General features: G+C 59.3%; 12 protein-coding genes and 6 pseudogenes. 6 read left to right on the forward strand and 12 right to left on the reverse strand.

The genetic code is table 11. The features are described from left to right. Nucleotides 1-1,047 precede the first annotated feature (1,047 nt). The 8 genes and pseudogenes from G6P99_RS10070 to G6P99_RS10105 all read right to left on the reverse strand — a co-directional run bounded on the left by G6P99_RS10070 (nucleotide 1,048) and on the right by G6P99_RS10105 (nucleotide 7,682). Nucleotides 1,048-1,299 (reverse strand): hypothetical protein, encoded by a 252-nt coding sequence (locus tag G6P99_RS10070; protein ID WP_224496559.1) that lies wholly within the window; start codon nucleotides 1,297-1,299, stop codon nucleotides 1,048-1,050. A gap of 679 nt (nucleotides 1,300-1,978) precedes the next feature. Continuing rightward, nucleotides 1,979-2,290, reverse strand: coding sequence for a hypothetical protein (locus G6P99_RS10075; protein WP_029085131.1), 312 nt, complete (start codon nucleotides 2,288-2,290; stop codon nucleotides 1,979-1,981). 128 nt (nucleotides 2,291-2,418) lie between these two features. Next, a complete protein-coding gene (locus tag G6P99_RS10080; protein ID WP_029085130.1) occupies nucleotides 2,419-3,552 on the reverse strand; it encodes an FAD-dependent oxidoreductase in 1,134 nt (377 codons plus the stop codon). Between the two features lie 189 nt (nucleotides 3,553-3,741). Continuing rightward, complete coding sequence (locus G6P99_RS10085; RefSeq protein WP_063619010.1) at nucleotides 3,742-4,008, reverse strand: hypothetical protein; 267 nt, start codon at nucleotides 4,006-4,008, stop codon at nucleotides 3,742-3,744. Nucleotides 4,009-4,425: 417 nt separating this feature from the next. Further along, a complete protein-coding gene (locus G6P99_RS10090; protein ID WP_156929153.1) occupies nucleotides 4,426-4,707 on the reverse strand; it encodes a hypothetical protein in 282 nt (93 codons plus the stop codon). Between the two features lie 940 nt (nucleotides 4,708-5,647). Continuing rightward, a pseudogene (locus G6P99_RS10095) lies at nucleotides 5,648-5,991 on the reverse strand (hypothetical protein). After that, nucleotides 5,991-7,073 (reverse strand): annotated as a pseudogene (locus tag G6P99_RS10100) (IS5 family transposase). The pseudogenes G6P99_RS10095 and G6P99_RS10100 overlap by 1 nt, the downstream one beginning before the upstream one ends. Before the next feature lie 279 nt (nucleotides 7,074-7,352). Next, nucleotides 7,353-7,682, reverse strand: coding sequence for a hypothetical protein (locus G6P99_RS10105; RefSeq protein ID WP_156929097.1), 330 nt, complete (start codon nucleotides 7,680-7,682; stop codon nucleotides 7,353-7,355). A 1,060-nt stretch (nucleotides 7,683-8,742) separates the two neighbouring features. Between G6P99_RS10105 and G6P99_RS10110 the strand changes: the two genes are divergently transcribed. From G6P99_RS10110 to G6P99_RS10135, 6 genes and pseudogenes are all read left to right on the forward strand, one after another. After that, nucleotides 8,743-9,954: a protein BatD gene (locus G6P99_RS10110; protein WP_165123023.1), complete on the forward strand. Its 1,212-nt coding sequence runs from the start codon at nucleotides 8,743-8,745 to the stop codon at nucleotides 9,952-9,954. Beyond that, nucleotides 9,951-10,939, forward strand: a pseudogene (locus G6P99_RS10115) (zinc-dependent alcohol dehydrogenase family protein). The gene G6P99_RS10110 and the pseudogene G6P99_RS10115 overlap by 4 nt, the downstream one beginning before the upstream one ends. 752 nt (nucleotides 10,940-11,691) lie before the next feature. Beyond that, nucleotides 11,692-11,799 (forward strand): annotated as a pseudogene (locus tag G6P99_RS10120) (transposase domain-containing protein); the annotation flags it as partial. Between the two features lie 1,157 nt (nucleotides 11,800-12,956). Continuing rightward, complete coding sequence (locus G6P99_RS10125) at nucleotides 12,957-13,097, forward strand: hypothetical protein (RefSeq protein ID WP_156929095.1); 141 nt, start codon at nucleotides 12,957-12,959, stop codon at nucleotides 13,095-13,097. A 134-nt stretch (nucleotides 13,098-13,231) separates the two neighbouring features. Then, nucleotides 13,232-14,473 (forward strand): annotated as a pseudogene (locus tag G6P99_RS10130) (IS256 family transposase); the annotation flags it as partial. 202 nt (nucleotides 14,474-14,675) lie between these two features. Next, nucleotides 14,676-14,963 (forward strand): hypothetical protein, encoded by a 288-nt coding sequence (locus G6P99_RS10135; RefSeq protein WP_029085284.1) that lies wholly within the window; start codon nucleotides 14,676-14,678, stop codon nucleotides 14,961-14,963. Nucleotides 14,964-16,097: 1,134 nt separating this feature from the next. Here G6P99_RS10135 and G6P99_RS10140 read toward each other — a convergent pair. The 4 genes and pseudogenes from G6P99_RS10140 to G6P99_RS10155 form a co-directional block, all read right to left on the reverse strand. Further along, nucleotides 16,098-16,424 carry a hypothetical protein gene (locus tag G6P99_RS10140; RefSeq protein WP_165128027.1) on the reverse strand — a complete coding sequence of 109 codons (327 nt, stop codon included), beginning with the start codon at nucleotides 16,422-16,424 and terminating at the stop codon, nucleotides 16,098-16,100. A gap of 138 nt (nucleotides 16,425-16,562) precedes the next feature. Continuing rightward, nucleotides 16,563-17,484: pseudogene (locus G6P99_RS10145) on the reverse strand (IS481 family transposase); the annotation flags it as partial. 101 nt (nucleotides 17,485-17,585) lie between these two features. Then, nucleotides 17,586-18,506: a class I SAM-dependent methyltransferase gene (locus G6P99_RS10150; RefSeq protein WP_029085100.1), complete on the reverse strand. Its 921-nt coding sequence runs from the start codon at nucleotides 18,504-18,506 to the stop codon at nucleotides 17,586-17,588. Nucleotides 18,507-18,642: 136 nt separating this feature from the next. After that, the gene (locus G6P99_RS10155; RefSeq protein WP_165128029.1) at nucleotides 18,643-19,533 is read right to left on the reverse strand and encodes an acyltransferase; all 891 of its coding nucleotides are present in this window, start codon (nucleotides 19,531-19,533) and stop codon (nucleotides 18,643-18,645) included. Nucleotides 19,534-19,642: the final 109 nt, after the last annotated feature.

Consider the following 19,642-nt stretch of genomic DNA (forward strand, 5'->3'; position numbering starts at 1 on the left):
TGTGGACACTCACTTGAATGACCGTCAGCCCCGCATCACGTCGGATATCGAAGTGATTATGATGTACTTCCGTTGAGCACATCAAGCTATTGAAGATTTACGGGGCCGGCCACTGCGCCGGCTTTCGTTTTGGTCGATCTCTTCGCTTTCGTTTCTGGTCCGATCACTTGTGCCTTCTCTGTCGGTCCGGACGTACAGCCGCCATGCTGTGCAAGCCGTATTAACGACAGATACGGCCGCGTCTGCGATGAGAATGCTATAGCTTCGAGAAGCTGGGTTGATGTTCATGTGCGCCTCTCCTCATCGGCAGACGAATAGCAGCCTCGAAGGCCGGTATAAATGTGGTCTGTCCATTGCACCAGCCTCCAGCGATCGTGAGCGCTGGCCTAGGAAGTGACTTTCCGTTTTCGAGGCCGTCTGGGCGGCGGCCTAGTCTGTTCGAGCTTCGCGATCGCGGCAAGCACGACAGCTGTTGCGACCGTCCCTTGGGACCACTGTGTGAGTGCCTCAATGGCGTTCTTCAACGCCTCTTCACGGGTCATAGCATGATCTCCACGCCGCGCCGCTAGGCCGATGCTACGGAAAGACGCGCGAGCGGCTGGAGGAGCCGCTCGCGCTAGTTAAGGCTGCGCGGACTTGGCCATCTCATGGGGGGTGTGCGAAAGTATGGGAAGCCAAGTCCAAACGTCTCTCAGCAACTCGCGTGCCAGACAGTCACGATCCAAGAGAGGCGAAAAGCTGCGCAGCCTCTCCACGCGTCATGATCGACACGAAGCGCGGCGCTAGGGCGATCAATGAAAAGCGTGCGGACGGCGGAAGGAGCCGCCCGCACAAGTTGCTGGTGGAGACTTGGCCGTCTCACGAGGGTCATCAATAAGCAACCAAGCCAACAGGGCTCAGCAATTCGCGTGCCTGACGGTCACGCTGCAGAGACGCAAAACGGCTTCCTTTCACACCTCGTGCAGACTGACTACCTGCACTGTGGTGGCAGCTTCCGGACGTACATGTCATGAACCGGACGCGACTGAACGAGATCAGACGTGCGCCTTAGTGGCGTCTGGGGCGCGGGATGATTGGATCAACCTCGTCATCGTGTATAGCTATCAGCTCGCCGGGCTCCACGCCGAGCCTTTGCAACTGCTCCTTTTCGATCGGGCAGTTTAGCATTGCGGCCTTTGCGCCGCAGTCTTTCAGGGTCAGCTTCACGGCTTCCGCCAGATCGGTGACTGCAACCGCGTAAGTTACATGCCTGAAGTCTTCGTCGTCGTCGCGGTCTTTCTTGAAGATGGCGACAGTCACTATCCAACCATCCTCCTTGCTGCACCTCGGGAGCAGCCCTCGCCATGTGAGATCGGCTCGGACCGATGATCCTGCAAATTCGGAGCCATCGGGCATGCATGCCGTCAACCGAGCGCGGCTGCACGCAAACAAGAAACATACCTAGACTAGCCTCAACGGCTCGCGGGAGGCAGGTAACGAGGCATCATGCGCATTGCGCACTCATTAAGCTGTGCGTGAAACGCGTCGGCGGTGTCGCTGTTTCCGAAAAATATTCGACGGCGGTCACGGCCAAGAGCTTCGATACAAAATTCGCGCGCTTTGTGGATGGCTCTCCACGTTCCGCGTCAGTTAGTGCGTTTTGGGCATTCACAGACGAATCGGTCAGGAGGAGGAGCCGCGGCGGCGATCAACGGTCGTTTCATATCGGAGGCTCAACAAAGGCGCAGGCGAGATTGGTCCGGAATACTAATCGAGCCATCCCTCGTTGTCGAATTCGGCCGGTCTTGATTAATCCGTATCATCCCGGGAACCTCTTCCACACGAGCCGGGAGTTGCGATAGGCTCATAGCCTCAAGAGGAGGCGACTGGGAGTGCCGAGCGAGAAGCGGGTCAGTGTTGAAGAGCGGCCGGCAATCCTCCCGCGCCTTCGTTCCATACAGGCGTGACGCAGGGCGCGTTTCCTCGGCAGCGCCGACGATCATACGGCTCGCGATGATGTGATAGATGTCGTTAAGCCAGACCGGCGCCGATTCCGCGATCGCGTCGCTATCAAAGCACTCTTGCGTCCAACGCGCTTGACCAAAACGCCTACGAATGGCGACAGGATCGCGATGATCACCGCCGACCCGGCAAGCACCGTCGGAACCAATATTTGCGCTTCCGGGTTCTGCGCAAGATCTTTCATCATAAACGGCAGGACTTGCGATACAGAACCACTCCAAAAATCGTCATCCATGGGGCAGATGTCAAAATCCATCCCTGCAGCGACCTCGCCTGTCTTGTCATACATTTCCCCCTCTCGTGACATACTTGTTGTGGGCCGAAGTGAGTACGGAGTTTGCGTTCGGTCCACGGACGTGGCCCTGCCACCGCGGAATCGACGTCCGTCCCTTCCCAGCTGACTTCGCCTGCTTCCGATCAGACGGGCGTAGCCAGAAACGCGTAGCCTTCACGAAGAAGGCCCATCGAATGGTCCCGGCCATGCTCCGGTTTGCGCTCTTCCCGGCAAATGGCGTATGCGATGTCGTATACGCGACTGACCCTTTGCTCGCGCCGACGGCAATAGGTCACGAGCGAAGTCTCCAAGTCGTTGTTGCGATCCAGTTCCTGGGCAAGAACCAGTGCATCCTCGATTGCCATACCGCCGCCGGATGTCATTTGCGGCGTCAACGAATGGGCCGCGTCGCCCAATAGCACGACACGGCCACGGTGCCAGGGGGCTGGCATCATCAAGACATCAAATGGGCGGTAACTTATGTGCCTGTCTTCGCCGATCACCTTGGCAGCCGCGACCAGTTCGGGCGCCGTAAAGGGGGCGAGCAGTTTACGGAGATAGTCGCACACCTGATCTTGCGGAATACGAAGCTTTTCGTCCGTGCGTTCCAAGAAGAACAGATAGCACAGTTCCTTCGATAGCGGCAGCGCGCCAACTACCCGGCCCGTCGGAAGGCGATATAGGACGAAGCCATTCATCGCCTCGGTGCGAAAAACCGTATAACGCCATACGCCTTGACCGGCGTAGTGCGGCTTGAACTCTTCGCCGAAGATGCTCTGGCGGATGTTGGAATAGGCACCATCCGCAGCGATCAGCAGGTCGGCGCGGTCCGTCTCGCCGTTCGATAGCTGAACCGTCACCCCTCCATCGTCCTGATCAATTCGGGTGACCGTTGTGTTGAAATCAATCTTCGCGCCGCCCTTCGTCGCAAAGTCTTCCAGGATCTGTCCCAGACGTGGCCGCATGATTCCCAGTGCGCCAGGACGATCGGCGTCCCAAATTCTTGGGGTGGACTGTTCGCTCAGAATCGTTCCTGCGCCATCGCGCACCGACACGATGTCCCAACCAAGGCCACCTTCAAGACACGCATCCACCAATCCCAGTTCGGCGAGTGCCCGCAAGGCGTTCCCCAGCAGCGTAATACCGGTGCCGATCCGGTCACGCTTGTCTCCCATTTCAATGACTCTGGTGGATACGCCGATCTGTTGAAGCGCATGGGCCACCGTCAAGCCGCCAATTCCGCCACCCACGATGAAAACCGTCTTCACCGCGCCCATGTTTCCTCCTCTCCTTGTTGGCATTTTATTATCTTGGCGATCACACTTCGCGGGCGTCAACAACTCGGGTGCCAAAGAGGAGAGGAGCAAGCGACTCGCTTCTTCACAACGCGCCAGCTAACTGCTCGTGGAGCTTCCGGACATGCATGTTTCCAATCCGACGCTGTTGAATGAAAAATCAGACGTTGGCTAATGATGCCGAGGCCGTGAGGTGATTGGATCAATGTCATCGTCGTGAACCACGGCCAGTTCGCCAGCTTCCAAGCCGAGACTTTGCAACATTCCAGCTTCGAGCGGACGGTTAAGCATTGCGCCCTTTGCGACGCTATCTCTCATGGCCAGCTTTGCGGCTTTGCTCGGGTTTGCGACTGCGACCGCGTAAGTTATGTGCCTGTACCCGTCGTCGTCGTCATCGCCGTCTTCCTTGATGGCGACCGTCACTAACCAACCGTCCATCCTGCCGCTCCGTGAGGCATTGGCCTACGAGCTAACGAGCCTCTGCCAGAGCCATCGAACATCCGTGACACGGGGCTAGCCGCGAGGTCGGGGCCGCGTGCGCCAGTCCGTTGATCAGGTCTCTTGCTTTCGAGGCGTATCCGGTGACGACCTAGCAGGCTGTTGAAGAACTCAGCCGCGTTCGCAAACGAAGGCTGAATCGTCGCCATTGTGCATGTAGAAGTGACCGACGAGCCTGCCCGCGGTGCCGATCATAGCCCATCGGCGACCGCAGGCGGGGTCATTCTCGTCGTGCCCTTCCCATGAGAACTCCGCGCGGGCCGAACCGTCTCGCGCGCCGTAGCGGACACCGCGCCCGATTGCCGGTAGACCGCGAACTATCGCTCCTTGCCGAGTCATCGTGTTCCCTGATCAAACTTAATGGAGCTGGCGGGGCCAGATCAGCCAATCATGCGTGTCGTCCCATAGGGAACAAATCCCGCCTTTCACCATGCCGAGATCATCCAGTTGCTGTAGACTGAGTTCAGAATTCGCCAAGGCCACCCCGCCGAGACCGGCATCCAATGAGAATCGGGCGGCGCCGACATCCAGTGAAGCCTTGATGGCTTCGGTGGCGTTAGCCACCGCGACCGCATACGTTACGTGCCGAAGTTGGCCGCTTTCTATGTAGCCAATTGAAACCATCCAACCTGCTGCCATGTGTGCAATCCGATATGGAGACTGCCCCAGCTCACTCTGCGCCACTAAGCGCAAAGCGCACCTACCAATAGTGGGAGGTTGGAAGGGCCGGCTCCCTTAGGCTCGCAACCTCAAGAGGAGTGGCAGATTTGACGAGCGAGAAGCGGATCAGCGTTGAACGGCCGGCGATCCTGACGCGTCTCCGTCGAGTGCAGGCGTGGCGCAGGCACGGTTCCAGCGGATGCTAGACTAGCCGATCCCACATCGCCAGAATGATCCCGCGCGACACAAGTCCATCAAAGCCGCGCAGCACTACTTAGCCGTCTCGACGCGCGCCAAAATCATTCTGATGGGGCTGACAGAACGCTAGGCATATGGCTCCGTGGGCCGGACCCGCTTGCGTAGCGATCTCACGTCACGCTCGCGCCGAGAACGGCTCACTCGCGGTCAGAGTAGGGATGCACGTTGCCACCGCAATGCTGTCCGTTCGGGCTTAGAGGCCCCCAGAGGTACTGGCCCGTTCTTTTGAAGCGTCCACATAGGACACTGCCGCTGACTGACATACGCGAAGCGCTCTCCTGATCCGACATGTAATGGTGAGTATTATGTTCTGGACCGATTTTGATGGCGTCGAGTTTTCTTGTAGGCTTAGCGGGGATATCGCTCGTCGCGCTGATCGTCAGCGTAAGTTGGGGTGAGCGTCCTACTTCTCGTGATGAGGACAATTTGGCCTCGGCGTGTAGCCTCTTCTTTTCGGGGCTCCGCGAAGTTGACTCTTCGCTTTGATGATGTGGAACAATTTACCACGGCTTGGTGCTCTTTCCGGGGCGTTGCGACCGTCCTTTTCAAGGTGGGACCATGACGGAGGAACACCGCGATTGGACTCTCATCATCGTACTTCTGAGTATTGCCGGCGCAGTGCTGCTGGTTGAGCTTATGTTCTAGCAGGCTGTTGAAGAACTCAGCCGCGTTCGCAAACGAAGGCTGAATTGTCGCCATTGTGTATGTAGAAGTGACCGACGAGCCTGCCCGCAGTGCCGATCATAGCTCATCCGCGACCGCAGGCGGGGTCATTCTCATCGTGCCCTTCCCATGAGAACTCCGCGCAGGCCGAACCGTCTCGCGCGCCGTAGCGGACATCGAGGAAGCCCTTCGCGCACCGAAGGCAATTTCACCGTCGGACTTGCCCGTGAAGGTGAGATGCGCCTGTTCGACGAGGTCGAGGAAGTCGCCGTCCCAGTTGTCCATTTCGACGATGCTCCAACGGCCAGCAAAGGCCTTGGCGAAGCCGGGCACCTTGGCCATCAGCCGGCCTCCGCGATCAGCTTTGGCAGCCGCACCAGATTGTAGGCGGCGGCAGCGAAGGTAAAGGCCCATCCGACGCGTTCACGGCCCCGGAAGCGGGTCTTCTCTTGCCCGGCGACCGTCTTGATCCAGCCGAATGCCTCCTCGATCCGCTTGCGGATGCGCTGGCTGGCGGCATAGCCGCCGTGCCGGGTCGTTCGCCGGTCGATCGCAGAGCTGCGGCCGCTGGTGTTCTGCGCAACATGCGGCGTCACGTTCATCGAGCGCAGCTCGTTGACGAAGTCTTCTGCGTCGTAGGCTTTGTCGGCACCAAGCGTGATCGCTGTCGGCCGGTCGGCACGCGGTTCGATCATGTGCAGCGCGGCCACCCGTTCGGCATGCCCGTCGGCCCGCGTCAGGCGGGCGTCGACCAGCAGGCCGTGGCGGTTCTCCATCAGCCCATGCCCGATGAAGCACAGCTTCGTTTCCTTGTCCTTTCCCTTGCGGTAAAGCCTGGCATCCCGATCGGTGGTCGAAGCATGGGTGTCGTTCGAGCGCTTCTGGCCATGGAAGTCCGCTTCGGCATTGCGCCCGCCGCCTTGCGCCGGCGGCGCGCCAGAGCCTCTTCACGCTCTTCATCGAGGCCCAGGCCTCGATCAGCGTACCATCGACCGAGAAGTGATCGCTCGACAGCAGCTTCTTCACCTTGGGCTGCGCCAGCACCGCCGCGAGGAACTTGGCCGCGATGTCGCCTTCCAGCAACCGATCGCGGTTTTTCGAGAACACCGAATGGTCCCAGGCTCCGTCGTCGACGCCAATTCCGACGAACCAGCGGAACAGCAGGTCGTATTCCAGCCGTTCGATCAAAAGCCGCTCCGAGCGGATCGAATAAACGCTTGCAACAGCATCGCCCGCAGCAGCTTCTCCGGCGGGATCGACGGCCGCCCAATCGGCGAATAGAGCGCGGCAAACTCGCGCTCCAGCGTCGACAGCGCCTCGTTCACGATCGTCCGGATCGCTCGCAGCGGATGGTCACGCCGCACCCGCGCCTCCAGATCGACGTAGCTGAACAGCTCGCCCGTTCGATTGTCGCCGCCGCGCACGCACCATCTCCGAATCTCGTCAGAGCCAATGAATCACGGTCGCTGGTCGGCGGCGAGCACCTTTTTCAACAGCCTGCTAGACCTTGACGGCTATTCGAACAGGTTTTTACCGGCATAAGGGGCCGTTGGCGTGACGCGGCCCGTTTCATTGTCTCGCCCTAGCCGGAGAGAATTAGGGCATGTGTACATTCCGGCAATCAGCGATGATTTTTCGGAAGCGGAACGGGACGAACGCGTGCGAACGGACTCAATAGCTGGACTGAGACCGAAGAGCGCTTGCTAGTTGCGCTGCACGAGTCCGGGATGGATCACCGGCCCATAGCGCTCCAGTGCGGCGCCAACCTTCGAGGCTATCGAGATCGAGGGAGTCATGGTGTCAATTCGCCCTGATTTCATCGTCGGCGGCGGCGGAGGTGGGACCATGGCGTCGCGGTGCTCGATAGCGTCGGCACGGAGATCGGGCGAGATGTTATTGGCGAGATGCCTCGCTGAGGAGCGGCCCAAGGCATCCAAAGTTCGCCGCTCTCCTTCGTCGATCCAGAATTTTCCCATTCGCCATATGCGACATAATATGCGCTCCGTGTACTGGTGGTTGGCAAAGTCGGTCATTGCGACTGCCGAGCCGTTAACTCAGCCTCAGCTGAGCGCAGCGAGGCTCACGCTTGCTCCTGACAGTGGGCTGGCGGCTCTATGAGCATATCGAGGGTGGCGCGCTTCTCCGGTAAATGCGACGATCGCGGAGATGCTGCTGATCAGATCCGCGCTTTGATTCCTTGGGTTGCCTGGCCGGCGAGCTCTAGTCGAAGCCTACCCGCGCGCTTCCGCCGCTCTCGGTTCCGGCGCGGTACGATGCATTCGGGGCGCCAAAGATTAGAGGGACCGGAAACGCATTCGTCCCGTCGTTAACGGCCGAGCAGACAGCGTTGAGGCAGTGGTGTTCCCACTCAGCGACGAGTCCTCTTACATTACCGGTTCAGAGATGGTAGTGGATCGTAGTCTCACGATCGGCGTCCCACAGAAATCTGAAGCGCTCGAGACTATTTTCTGATGGGGATCGAATGAATGTCGATTATGTCAGTTGCGACCACGTATCCAACGTACTATGTCGCTCGATCCGACTACGCGCCTTGGATAATGTGGGTTTATCGTGCCAGCCAGTATGGTAGTCGAACTCGCGGGTGGACTGTTCAGCAGTTCGTCCGCGAATCTCTTCGCGTCAGCCTCACTTGGAAAGGTTCTGGTTTCTCGAATGGGGTATCGATTTGGCCCCTTCGACTGGTTGAAGGAAACATACCAAGTGTGTTTTAGCCATATCCTTTTCGTGCTCATCGGCCGATGATGACTTTATGCCTCAACGCATGTGATGCAGCCGGATCGGCACAGTTTTCAGTGACGATCATTAACTAGGGTCGTCATGCCCCATCAGCAGGTCAATTGCGAGCATTGGTAGTTGATCGCTTGCGGCAATTGTCGTCGATGAGGGGCTTGACTATTTGGCAGGCCGTCGGATCGACCCAGCCCAGAAGGGCGGCCAGAAGATCAGGTTACACCGGCAGACCTGACCACGTCCCGCGCCGCTGAAGCCTGGACAGGTTCAGGCCACGCCTGCTGATGTCCTCAAGCTGAAATATGCCCCCCAGGATGCGACGCAGCCGGCGGGAGCGAAGCAATGAGGTATCCGCTGTCTAACGCAGCCCCGATGCTTGGCTCGCTGGCGCCATGCGCGGCCCACGCTCAGAAAAACACGCCCGAGCCGATCCTGCGGGTGACGCTCGATCCGCCCTGCGTCGTGGTGAGACAGGCCGCCACGCAGCGGATCGAGGTGCTGGCGCCGAACTACATGACGGCGCCGCCCAAGCTGCCAGAGTTCCAACCGTCAAATGCCCTGACGCGCCTGCTGCGCAGCCCCAATGAGAGCGAAGAGCGCGACGGCCTCACTTATGGCGGCGTCCGGTTCGAATTCGCGATCCATCCGCAGGAGCCGGGCAGTTATGCGATCTCTGGTCTGACGATCGTCGCCAAATACGCGGTCGATCCGCCGGCCACACGCGAGGCAACGCTCACGCTCCCCCGGATCGCATTTCAGCCCTTCATCCCGCATGTGGCATCCGATCTGCCCTTCCTCGCTGCAGGCAGTCTGTCGATCGCGCTGACCATCAATCGCTCGTCGGATCAGCTCGAGACCGGGAATGCCGTGGCGCGAACCGTCACTATCGAGGACCGAGGGCATTCCGACGATGCTGTTGTCGCCGGCGAAATTTGCTGTCCGAGACGGGCTCATGCTCTACCCCGCTCAATCGTCGCTTCAGACGTCGGCGCGCAAAGAATCTACGTGACGCATTTCGATGCGGTGACCTGCATATCGAGGCAAACCCGTCAGCGAGCGGCGCATCGCCGGTTGGTACGTCCGGCGCACGCCGGTCGTGAGGCGTATTGCGCGACGTGTTCGCGCGCGACTGGCTGCAACAGTTCGAACCGGTCGCGCCACGCATGCGATCGAGGCATTGCGGCTCGCTGCCCACGATCCTGTACTCGACGCCGAGATCAGCGTGGTCGAGCGCGCGCTCTTCCACGGCAGCCGTTCAAAGCGATTCTGGAGAAGGACAGCAGGGCGCTTGCCGCCAGCGGCGAGAAGGGCCTGGTGCAGATTAATGGCGGTGCCGTATGCCGGCATGACCACCGATGCGTTCGCAAGCTCAGTGCGCGGCTGGCTCGGACGGCTCAGTTGCGGTGCCAGTTTGGAGGCTACGACGGCAAGATCCAAAACTGCCTGCCGATCACCAAAGTCTGGAACTACACGGTTCGGCTCTACCGGGCGACGATGGCAATTGCCCGAGGCAAAACCGGCGGACTGAATACGCAAGGAGGTGATGCGAAATGAAAGCGCTCATCTTCGAGGGGCCCGGTAAAAAGTCTCTCGCGCAGCGACCGAAACCGGCCATCCTGGAATCCGGAGACGCCATCGTGCGGATCGTGAAAACCACGATCTGCGGCACTGATCTCCACATCCTCAAGGGCGATGTAACGACCTGTCAGCCCGGCCGAATTCTAGGCCATGAGGGCGTGGGCGTCGTTGACCAGGTTGCATATCGTCCTGCGGCAAATGCGACTTCTGCCGGAGAGGTATGTATTCGCACTGTCGCACCGGCGGGTGGATCCTCGGCAACAAGATCGACGGCACGCGGGCCGAATATGTCCGGACGCCGCATGCCGACACCAGTCTCCACCATTTGCCTGATGGGGTCGATGAGGGAGCTCTCGTCATGCTCAGCGACATCCTTCCCACCGGATTCGAGTGCGGCGTGCTCAACGGCAAGATCTCGCCCGGCTCCGCCGTCGCCATCGTCGGTGCCGGCCCCGTCGGCTTGGCTACGCTGCTGACCGCACAATTCTACTCGCCTGCCGAGATCATCATGATCGATGTCGATGACAAGCGTCTCGCCATTGCGCGCCAGTTTGGCGCAACACAGACGGTCAACAGCGCCGACGGCAAAGCAGTTGAGAAGGTTCGCGCGCTCACGGGGGGAGAGGGCGTGGATGCTGCCGTTGAGGCCGTCGGTGTACCGGCGACTTTCAAACTCTGTACCGACATCGTCTCGCCGGGCGGCGTCGTGGCAAACGCTGGCGTACACGGCGTCAAGGTCGATCTGCATCTGGAACGGCTCTGGTCCCAGAACATATCGATCACCACGCGGCTGGTAGACACTGTCTCGACGCCCATGCTGCTGAAGACGGTCTTTTCCCACCGCATCGAACCGAAGCTGCTGATTACACACCGCGTCAAGCTCGACGAGATCATGGAGGCCTACGACATGTTCTCGCGTGCGGCAGAGACCGGGGCCTTGAAGGTGATCATCGAGACATAACACAACGAGGAGGGTAGTGGTGTCGGCGGGCGGAAGAAAGAGGTCGACACAGCCCAGGACGAAAGTGTCTGAAGTTGCAACGAACGAAATCGAAGGGCGCGCGTCGCCGCCGCGGCACAGGCGATAACAATTGACGAAAGGAGATGGCCGAGCAGCGCACAAGCCTCAGCATCTTGAGCGTTCAGTTGCTCCAGGCGTCAGGACAGTACAAAGGCGTTTCACGAGACGAGAGCGCTACCGCGGTGCACTCACGGGCGGCGGGCCTAAACCAGGCGCTGAAATACTCGACCGATTTCTCGTAGCTGTTTACCCAAGACGGTGCCTCGCTGAAAAGGCAGCCCTCGGGATCACGGGCATCAAGCAGCAGGCTGACGCGATACGGATCCAAGCCAAGACGCTGGGCGCGGCACCGGTGCGGCCAGTACACGGCCGGCTAGAGCCGGCTTGCCGAGCCCACTGCGGAACAAGCAGACGCTCACGGATCAGGACATCGCTCAGCTCAAGGCTTAGGCCGCGGCGTGGGGCAGGCACGCGGCCGAACAGGCAGGCGTGCGCCAGGACATCAGGTTCGGCTCGGCAACCGCTCCGTTGAACCCTGATGACGTGCAGATCGCCCAGCAGCTCAGCGGGAACCCCGACGTTGCCACCACCCTAGCTTCCGTGGGCCCCCCGACCTCCACACCAATGCGGCGCTGAGTCAGGTTCTGATTTCCAGCGATCTCGTGACCGCTATCACCGACGCGCTCGACGCGTATCTCACCGACGTCCTGACAAGGATCGTCAACGGGCATCCAAACCGCGACATCGACCAGCTACTGCCCTGGGCCTACCGCGCTCAAGCCCTCAAAGCCGTGGCCTGAAAACGACGCATACGCCGCAACGAGTGCGGCCGCTGCTTCCACCCGCGGGCCCCGCTACGTCCAGCGCTATTACGGCTATGACGACGGCTATGTGATGCGCCGGAGCTACGGCTGTCACGGCAGCCCTGGCTACGACGATCGCGGTTATGGTTACTATGGCGGTGGCTTCAGCTTCGGCACGCATGGCTGGCAATCGCTAATGACGCTTCTTCAGGAAGCGGCCTTGGCATGTCGAGCGAGCCGCGATTAGTCGGCAGACACGCAAGCTCAGCTCTATTGGCCTGATTGGCTGTGGGCTCCGCCATTGGCCGAGTTATTCCATATCGTTCCATTTGCGAATCCCGCTTACGGATGCCAACCGAATGATGGCCGCACCTGTGTGTGCTGGAATGGCTTGTCGCAGCTTGCCGTCGAGCTGAAGGCTTGTGCTTCTTTGAGTGGCTTCGAACCATGTGCAATCTGCGGATCTGCCCGTCGGTTACCCGAGCGCATAAGTTCTGCCATGCTAGCTTTGATTTCAGGCGAGTGTTTCCGATTGATCCTGCACATCCGGCCCGGACTATGAGCGGGAGAGAGGCCAAGCCGCGAGTTCGTTGATTGCTTAGCAGTGTCTGGCGAACCGCCATGCACATTAATCGACGTCCATCGTTCGCGGGTAACGCATGAGACCAGTGTCGCCCGAATCGAACCAATTGCAAAGCTGGGCCCCCGCCGAGCCTAGCCGCAGCGCGGGCGCCAGTGCGGCCCTGGCTCGTCTACTGTTTTGAAAGTACGGCTTCTTGCTTCTTCTGCATCGGGACGGTCGTGCTGTAATACGGTCAGATGAATGAGCCCCCGGCACCTTGATTTAGGTCTTGACTGATCGGCTCATACCCACTGATAGCAGGCGACTTGGATTGCTCGGTTGGAAGCAGTAGCAGGGCTGTGATGGGTCGCTTGCTCGACTCGTCGTTTTCCAGACCATGTAGATGAACTTCCCACCTGCTCCTTCCTTCAGATCTTGACCGGTCCATTGCCAACCGGGGGGCGGGTTTCTTTGCGCTTCGTCATATGCAATGAAATTGTCGACGTCACCGGATTACTGTCGCCTAGAGTATGCCCGATATAAATGTACTTCCCTCCCACGCCCGTATTCGTGTCGACGAGAGACGGAAGCCTTGATCGCGATGGCGGGACCGTTCGCGGAAGCTCGCTTCAGCGGGCAGCTGTTCTGTGCTGACAGTGACGAAGCCAACATCGCCAGCGCAATGGCGCAATTGTCGGAGGCGCGCGCGCTACGAGGCGAAAGCAATTTCTGATCGTAGCGGAAAATGTGGCTATTCGCTCCGCCGACGGGGATGGCCCGGGTTCTGTTGAATTTCTGAAGAGGTCGGCGTTGCCCACCTTAAGCCGGTAGGCTCGGGGGGCTGATTCCACAAAGGAGAGCAACGCCATGACGAGAGATATCACACCGGCTGGTTGGCCGGCGACCGGGGCGGTGGACGAAGCGTTTGCGGAAGTGCGGGCGAGCTTCGATCGGTTCTGCCTTGCAGCAGGGATCGAGGCGCTCGGCACGATGATGGAGGCGGATGTGACGGCGGCCTGCGGGCCGCGCCACGGTCGCGATGCGGCGCGGCGGGCGCACCGTTGGGGCCGAACGCAGGGACGGATCGGTTTCCACGGCGGCAAGATCGAGGTCGAGCGCCCGCGGGTCCGGGGCGTGGATGGCGGCGAGGTCACGATCCCGAGCTGGGAAACGGCGGCGCAGGAGGACTGGCTCGGTCGCTGGGCGATGAACCTGATGCTGATCAATGTATCGACGCGCCGGTTCGGCCGCGCTGTCCGGCTGCCCGAAGGTCACGTGCCGGCACCGCCCGGACCGGGGGTTTCGAAGTCGGCGGCCTCGCGGAGGTTCGTAGCGCTGTCGGCGGCGCGGCTGGCTGACTTCATGGCTGCCGATCTGTCCGCGCTCGACCTTCTGGTGGTCCAAATCGACGGGATGCATCTCGGCGACGATCTCGTGCTGGTCGCCGCGATCGGGGTTGACGGCGAAGGCAACAAGCATCCGCTGGCGCTGGTGGAAGGGGCGACCCAGAATGCCGCAACGGTTCAGGCCCTGCTGGACAACCTGGTCTCGCGCGGGCTCGACCCGACGGTGCCAACACTGTTCATCGCCGACGGCGTGAAAGCGTTGTCGAAGGCGATCCGCCGCACCTTCGGTTCGGCCGCTGCGATCCAGCGCTGCCAGATCCACAAGGCGCGCAACATCATGGAACGCCTGCCGAAAGATCGGGTGCTGCGCCAGGCCTGGGAGCTCGATGACGCCGACAAGGCTGAAAAATTGATCCGCAATCTCGCGCGTCGACTCGACCAGCAATGCCCCGGCGTAGCGGCCAGCATCCTCGAAGGCCTCGACGAAATCCTGACTGTCGTCCGGTTGAAGCTGCCGAAGGAGCTTCGTCGATCGCTCGCTTGTACCAACATCGCCGAGAACATGATGGGCACCATTCGCCGCGTCACGCGCAACGCCGAACGCTGGCGGGATGCCGGTATGGCGTTGCGATGGGGCGCGGCCGGCATGATCGAGGCCAACAAGGACTTCCGACGATTGAAGGCGCATAAGCAATTGTCGGTTCTGCGTGCGGCCCTTCAAGCTCACCACGATCGCATGACGATCAACCCCGTTGCCCACGTCGAGGGCCGCGTAACATTCATTCCGGCAACGTTGGCCCGACCTAGTTCAACACCGATCGGGACATCCCCTACGCCGACCTTGCCATCCCTAGCGATCGATAATTTTACCGTCTCAGCCGCCCCGCCGTTTTGTAGCCTCCCCATTATTGGGAGCTGGTTGCCAGCGGATGGACGCGTAAAGTGATCGCTAACTTGAATACCGGATGAACACTGAGATGGCTGCAGGGTGGATGGTTTCGATCGTCGTCGTCAAGAACGACAAGCTTCGATATGTCGTATATGCCGTCGCAATGCCTGATCGGACGGATGCCGTGGAAGTATCGCTGGCGGCTAGGGCGGGTGAAGCAACGATCGCGAATTCCGAACTCGGCGAGGCCGATTTAGAGGGCCTTCGGCTAAAGGCCGGCGAGCTTGTGGCCATATACGGTGATCGCAATGATCCGCCGATGTCGCGCAAGTGGCGTCCTTTCCAACCGCGCGGCACAAACTAGCGGGCAACCGTCGGGATCAGTGTCACCTGCTCGGACCGTGCAGTCGCCCCAGGACCGCAAACGGCGAAGGCTGATTAGCTGCCCCTTGGTTCAGCAACGCGCTGTTACTGATATGGATCGAACTCCGACGTTTGTTTGTAGCAAGCACCAGAAAACGCAACGCCGCCCGCTCAAAATGCATGCGGGCGGCGTTGGCTCTAGCCCCAGGAAGGAAATGCAAAATCCTGACTTGGATTGAATATGGAGGAGGGCGCACGCCGCCGCCGTAGGACTCCGGTACCCCCCAATCAATAGGGGAACTGTGCTGCGCGGGGTTTCGGATCAAGCAACTAAGTTGCTCAGGCTCCAGCGTGTGCCTCTTCGCTGGGCCGTTCTTGGGGGCCGGCGGTTGAGGAAATCTTCATCGTGCCTGCAACGGACAAGAAAAGGTGCGACTCGTCCGATATTGAGCCGCCGATTCCTTCCATCTTACCGCGCTCTTCTACTCGCTTCTGGTTGAGCATAAGACACGGCGAGAAGCGCCTTGAAGCGCAAATCCCAAGCGCGCTTTTGGATCGGCCCGAACTCTGTTGCGACGCGCATATAGTTTCGCGCAGTCTGATCCGTCATTCCAACTCAGATTAAATCCACGGCAAGAAATTGCAATGGCCAAGCACCATCTTCTCTAGCAACTCGCGGCCGACCTGGATAATAGACGCGGCCGCGAGTTGTGTGCGACCCGGGATGCGCTCTGTTGCCGCGCGAGCAGACGCCTAGTTCCGCGAGATTGGATGCTCACTCCGGCAGTGACGCGCCAAAGCAGGCGAGGCCAAGAATTAGCAGTGCGCCAGCGCATGCCTCCAAGACCTTCGATCGATGCCGACGTGCGTACAAGGCCAGGGCGGATCCCGAGATCATACTCAGGATGCCAAATTCCCCAATCATTCTCGATCCAAATTGCTGAACTTGAAAGTTGGCTTTGGACGAAAAGAAGAGCCTGGACGAACCCATCCAGTCGTCGCTTGAAATAGAAATATCTTCGGACGCCCATAGCCGGCGCGCAAGTGGCGAGTTTTCATGTCTGCCCTTGAACCTTATCGCCGCACCGGCCGACTTAGGTGTCTGGCCCAGGTTGCGACCTTAGGCTGACGACTCTCAGCCGTTGAATCCGTTCGTCATTTTGAGGCCTTGTCGGTGGACGCGAATCTTGATCAGACGATTTAAACGATTTGCATGCGGGATGTCTGGATCCTGCGGACCGGAAGGTAGTATTGGGGCTCCAGAAGGAACGATCGCTCGCGCGCAGTGAGCAACGACTGGACCTTTTTGGTCCATCCAGAAATCATCAGGTGATTGGCGGACGCCGCGCTCGGCGATCTTCTGCTGTTCCTTCATTAGCGCGAGCAATTCTACGTAGTTCTTTGCCCTGGCGGGATTTGGTGGGATCGCGTCAAGCATCCCGTCGTATAGTTCTTCACTCACACTGCCCTCCTTTTGAGCTTACAAAAAGAAGCAACTCTAACCGACGGCATCCAAGAGCGAACCTACCTGATTTGGCTTTTTGATTCTGGTAAGCGTGCCGGTAGCGCTGTGCGCTGTCTTGCAACGTCCCCCGTCATTTTAGACAGTAGATCCCGGCCTGATGTTGGCGCATGACCGCGGGGACAGGACGAGGGTGTTTAGTCCCGGCATTTGCTGGAGCGGGTTGAGTCTGGATCTTTCTGGCTGGGAAGTCCAGCATTTGCAGATGTGTTCGTAAGGTGTGAGGCCCTTCAGGGTCTTCAAGCGCCGGGCGTAGTTGTAGGCGGTGATGAATTCGGCAAGGTGAGCTTCGAGCTGATCGTGTCGATCGTTATGGTACCGTTGGACGGTCGCTTCCTTGATCGTGCGGTTCATGCGCTCGACCTGGCCATTGGTCCGGGGATGCTTGATCTTGGTCAGCCGATGTTCGATCCTTGGCATCGCATATCGAACATATGCGTCACGTATCTTGCCGCCGGGCCGTCCGCATAGCGCGGCGGGAAAGTGAACTGGATCCCATTGTCGGTGAGAACCGTGTGGATCTTGTAGGGGACAGCCGCGATCAGAGCTTCGAGGAAGGCCGAGGCTGAGGTCCTTCCCGTCTTCTTGACCAGTTGCACGAAGGCGAACTTGCTGGTGCGATCGATTGCGACGTAGAGGTAGAGCTTGCCTTCGGCAGTCTGGAGTTCAGCGATGTCGATGTGGAAATAGCCGATCGGATAAGCCTTGAACTTTTTCTTCGAAGGCTTACCGCCTTCAACCTCCGGCAATCGGCTGATGCCGTGGCGCTGAAGGCAGCGCTGCAGGGACGACCGCGTCAGATGCGGGATGGTCGGCTGCAGGGCATAGAGGCAATCGTCGAGCGGCAGTAGCGTATGCCGCCGGAAGGCGACGACGATCGCCTCCTCCTCGATGGAAAGGATTGTCGACTTGGCTTCCCGGAGCCTGTCGAACGATCGGCGACGGTCTCGCGCTGCTTCCACTTCGCGACGGTCTTCTGGTTGATCCCGTAGCGCCTGGAGTGGGCGAGGGTGATATCGAACTCGAGGCGCGGCTCCCCAAAATTGGGCGCTTCTGCAACTTTCTGGCGTAAAGCGCATCGATCAGAATGCCGCGTTTCGTTCATCTGAAATCTGCCGCGCTCTCAATGTAGATCACACACTTGAGGTAGTGTGCCTTGAGCAGCTCGGTGGAGTTCAGCGTGATGTGGGTGCGGTCTTCAACGTGAGACGCCAGCATTCGCCGCAGAGAATTGACGGAATACTGCTCGACGTGGTCGATCTCTTTTTCTCCGAGGCGCCACGCAACATAGCGGTCCTGTAAAGAGCGCGGCATAAGTCCGACTCCTCGGACGTTGAAGTGGGGCTCAGGTTGGAACGTCCAGCGATACGGTACCGTCAAATAGATCGCCGAAGGAAAGCTCCGCAGCTTGCGTACATTTGCGAAGAATTCAGGAAGGCGTTTGATGTGCTCGAGTACGCCCTCCATCGAAATAAATCCGACATTGTGGTCATCGAGCTCGATCGGCCAACCGTCACAAACGTCGCCACAAACTAGCCTCGCCCCCTCGACGCCTTGTTCGGCAAGTAGCCGCTTTGCCATTACGAGATAATGCGGGGCAAGATCGATCCCGATCACATTTTGTCCAAAATAACTCTTGGAGGAGGCCGCCATGCCAAAGCCCATGCCGCAACCGACATCGATGTGCACCTTGTCGCGGGGCGGAAACGGCTTGCCGATCTTACCGAGGATTGCAGAGGTCTCAGCGATGCACTCATTGACGGCGCCGATGCGACGCGCAAACACGAGTCCTCGTCCGTGTGGCATTTTCCGACCGACCTCGTCGTCCCTGAGGTCAAAGAACCGATTGATCATGTCGATGAAGCCGCCATCGTGTTCCTCCAGTATCCGTGCAACGTCAATGGCATGAGCCAGCGGATAAACCGGGTCCGGCGTTATCTTGCTCTCAATTTGCTCAACGCGTAGGGGGATAACCTCGTCCCGATCGATGTGACCGACTTTCTCTTGGAAATTCAATTTCACTCTCTTGTCTTCAGATATCTAGAAAGATATTCCGGCAACTGTTGAGAAGCGTAGCGGTCAGAGTAGGCAGTTCTATCAGCGGTATGAATTCGGTACAATCAAAGATCGCGAAAATGGCTGATGTGCTCTCGGGGTGTCAAACGGCAAGCCGTACGATTGGAATGCATCTGACTAGACCCACGAAGGCAGCCGAGATGATCACCGTGAGAACGAAGGTGATTGGTATATCCAGAATAGGCCGCAGTAGTGCAGGCGCGAAGCGCCCCCACTGCCATCGCAGAGTTTCGAGCACTATCGGATGAACAAGATAGATCCCGAGCGTCAATGGCACGAAAGCGGTGAGCCATCGGGTGAAGCTCACGGGTACTCTCAGGCTGTTAAAAAGGCAGAAAACCGCCGGCGCCATGATCAGGACGGTCGGACTAGAGTAGCTGTAGAAATACAGCCCCCACCGACTGTTGACGCCGCGCTTGGATACGACGACGAAGGTGAGTGCCGCGGTTATCAGGACCGCGCAAGCGAACAGCGCCGCGGTTGGGCCGGGCCGCACGCGGGCATCGAGCAACAGCGCACCTAGAGCGAAGTAGCCAAGATACGGCACGAAGAAGGTCAGCGCGTTAGAGTTAAGACCCTGGGCGGTCAACGTGATTGACGCGAAGGCGAGCGCCAATCCCGACATGACGAGGCTCTGCGATCGCGGCAAAATGCTGATGGCGGCGGCAATTGGCGGTGCGAAGACATAGAAACCGCCGATCAGGAAAAGGAAATACAGATGATAATAGGGGGGGCGGAAAAGACCTCCTTCGCGACCGACAGAGCGGTGAAATGCTCGTCGTAATAAGCTGACCTCCACCACAGATAGGCGGCGGTCCAAACGACGATGGGCACCACAGTGGTGCGCGCGCGGCGGAACATGAATGCGAGAGGTTGCTCGATTGGTTTGGACGCGATCAAGGCACCGCTGATCATCACGAAGACTGATACACACCAGCGCGTCGACGAGTTGACGAGGTTCGCGAAGTTCCAAGAAAGCTGGCCGACCTCTCCATAAATATAGATGGTCCGCGCTGGTGTGCAGCAGGACGACTGCCAAGCAGGCGCCGACTCGCAACAGGGCGAGATTTGAGTTTCGGTTG

Source organism: Bradyrhizobium sp. 6(2017) (genome assembly GCF_011058295.2).
Lineage (GTDB): Bacteria > Pseudomonadota > Alphaproteobacteria > Rhizobiales > Xanthobacteraceae > Bradyrhizobium > Bradyrhizobium septentrionale.

Bases quoted from the DNA above. Each gene is read 5' to 3' on its own strand.
- G6P99_RS10075 (WP_029085131.1), bottom strand. From the start codon at position 2,290: ATGTATGACAAGACAGGCGAGGTCGCTGCAGGGATGGATTTTGACATC.
- G6P99_RS10080 (WP_029085130.1), bottom strand. From the start codon at position 3,552: ATGGGCGCGGTGAAGACGGTTTTCATCGTGGGTGGCGGAATTGGCGGC.
- G6P99_RS10085 (WP_063619010.1), bottom strand. From the start codon at position 4,008: ATGGACGGTTGGTTAGTGACGGTCGCCATCAAGGAAGACGGCGATGAC.
- G6P99_RS10090 (WP_156929153.1), bottom strand. From the start codon at position 4,707: ATGGCAGCAGGTTGGATGGTTTCAATTGGCTACATAGAAAGCGGCCAA.
- G6P99_RS10105 (WP_156929097.1), bottom strand. From the start codon at position 7,682: ATGACCGACTTTGCCAACCACCAGTACACGGAGCGCATATTATGTCGC.
- G6P99_RS10110 (WP_165123023.1), top strand. From the start codon at position 8,743: ATGAGGTATCCGCTGTCTAACGCAGCCCCGATGCTTGGCTCGCTGGCG.
- G6P99_RS10135 (WP_029085284.1), top strand. From the start codon at position 14,676: ATGAACACTGAGATGGCTGCAGGGTGGATGGTTTCGATCGTCGTCGTC.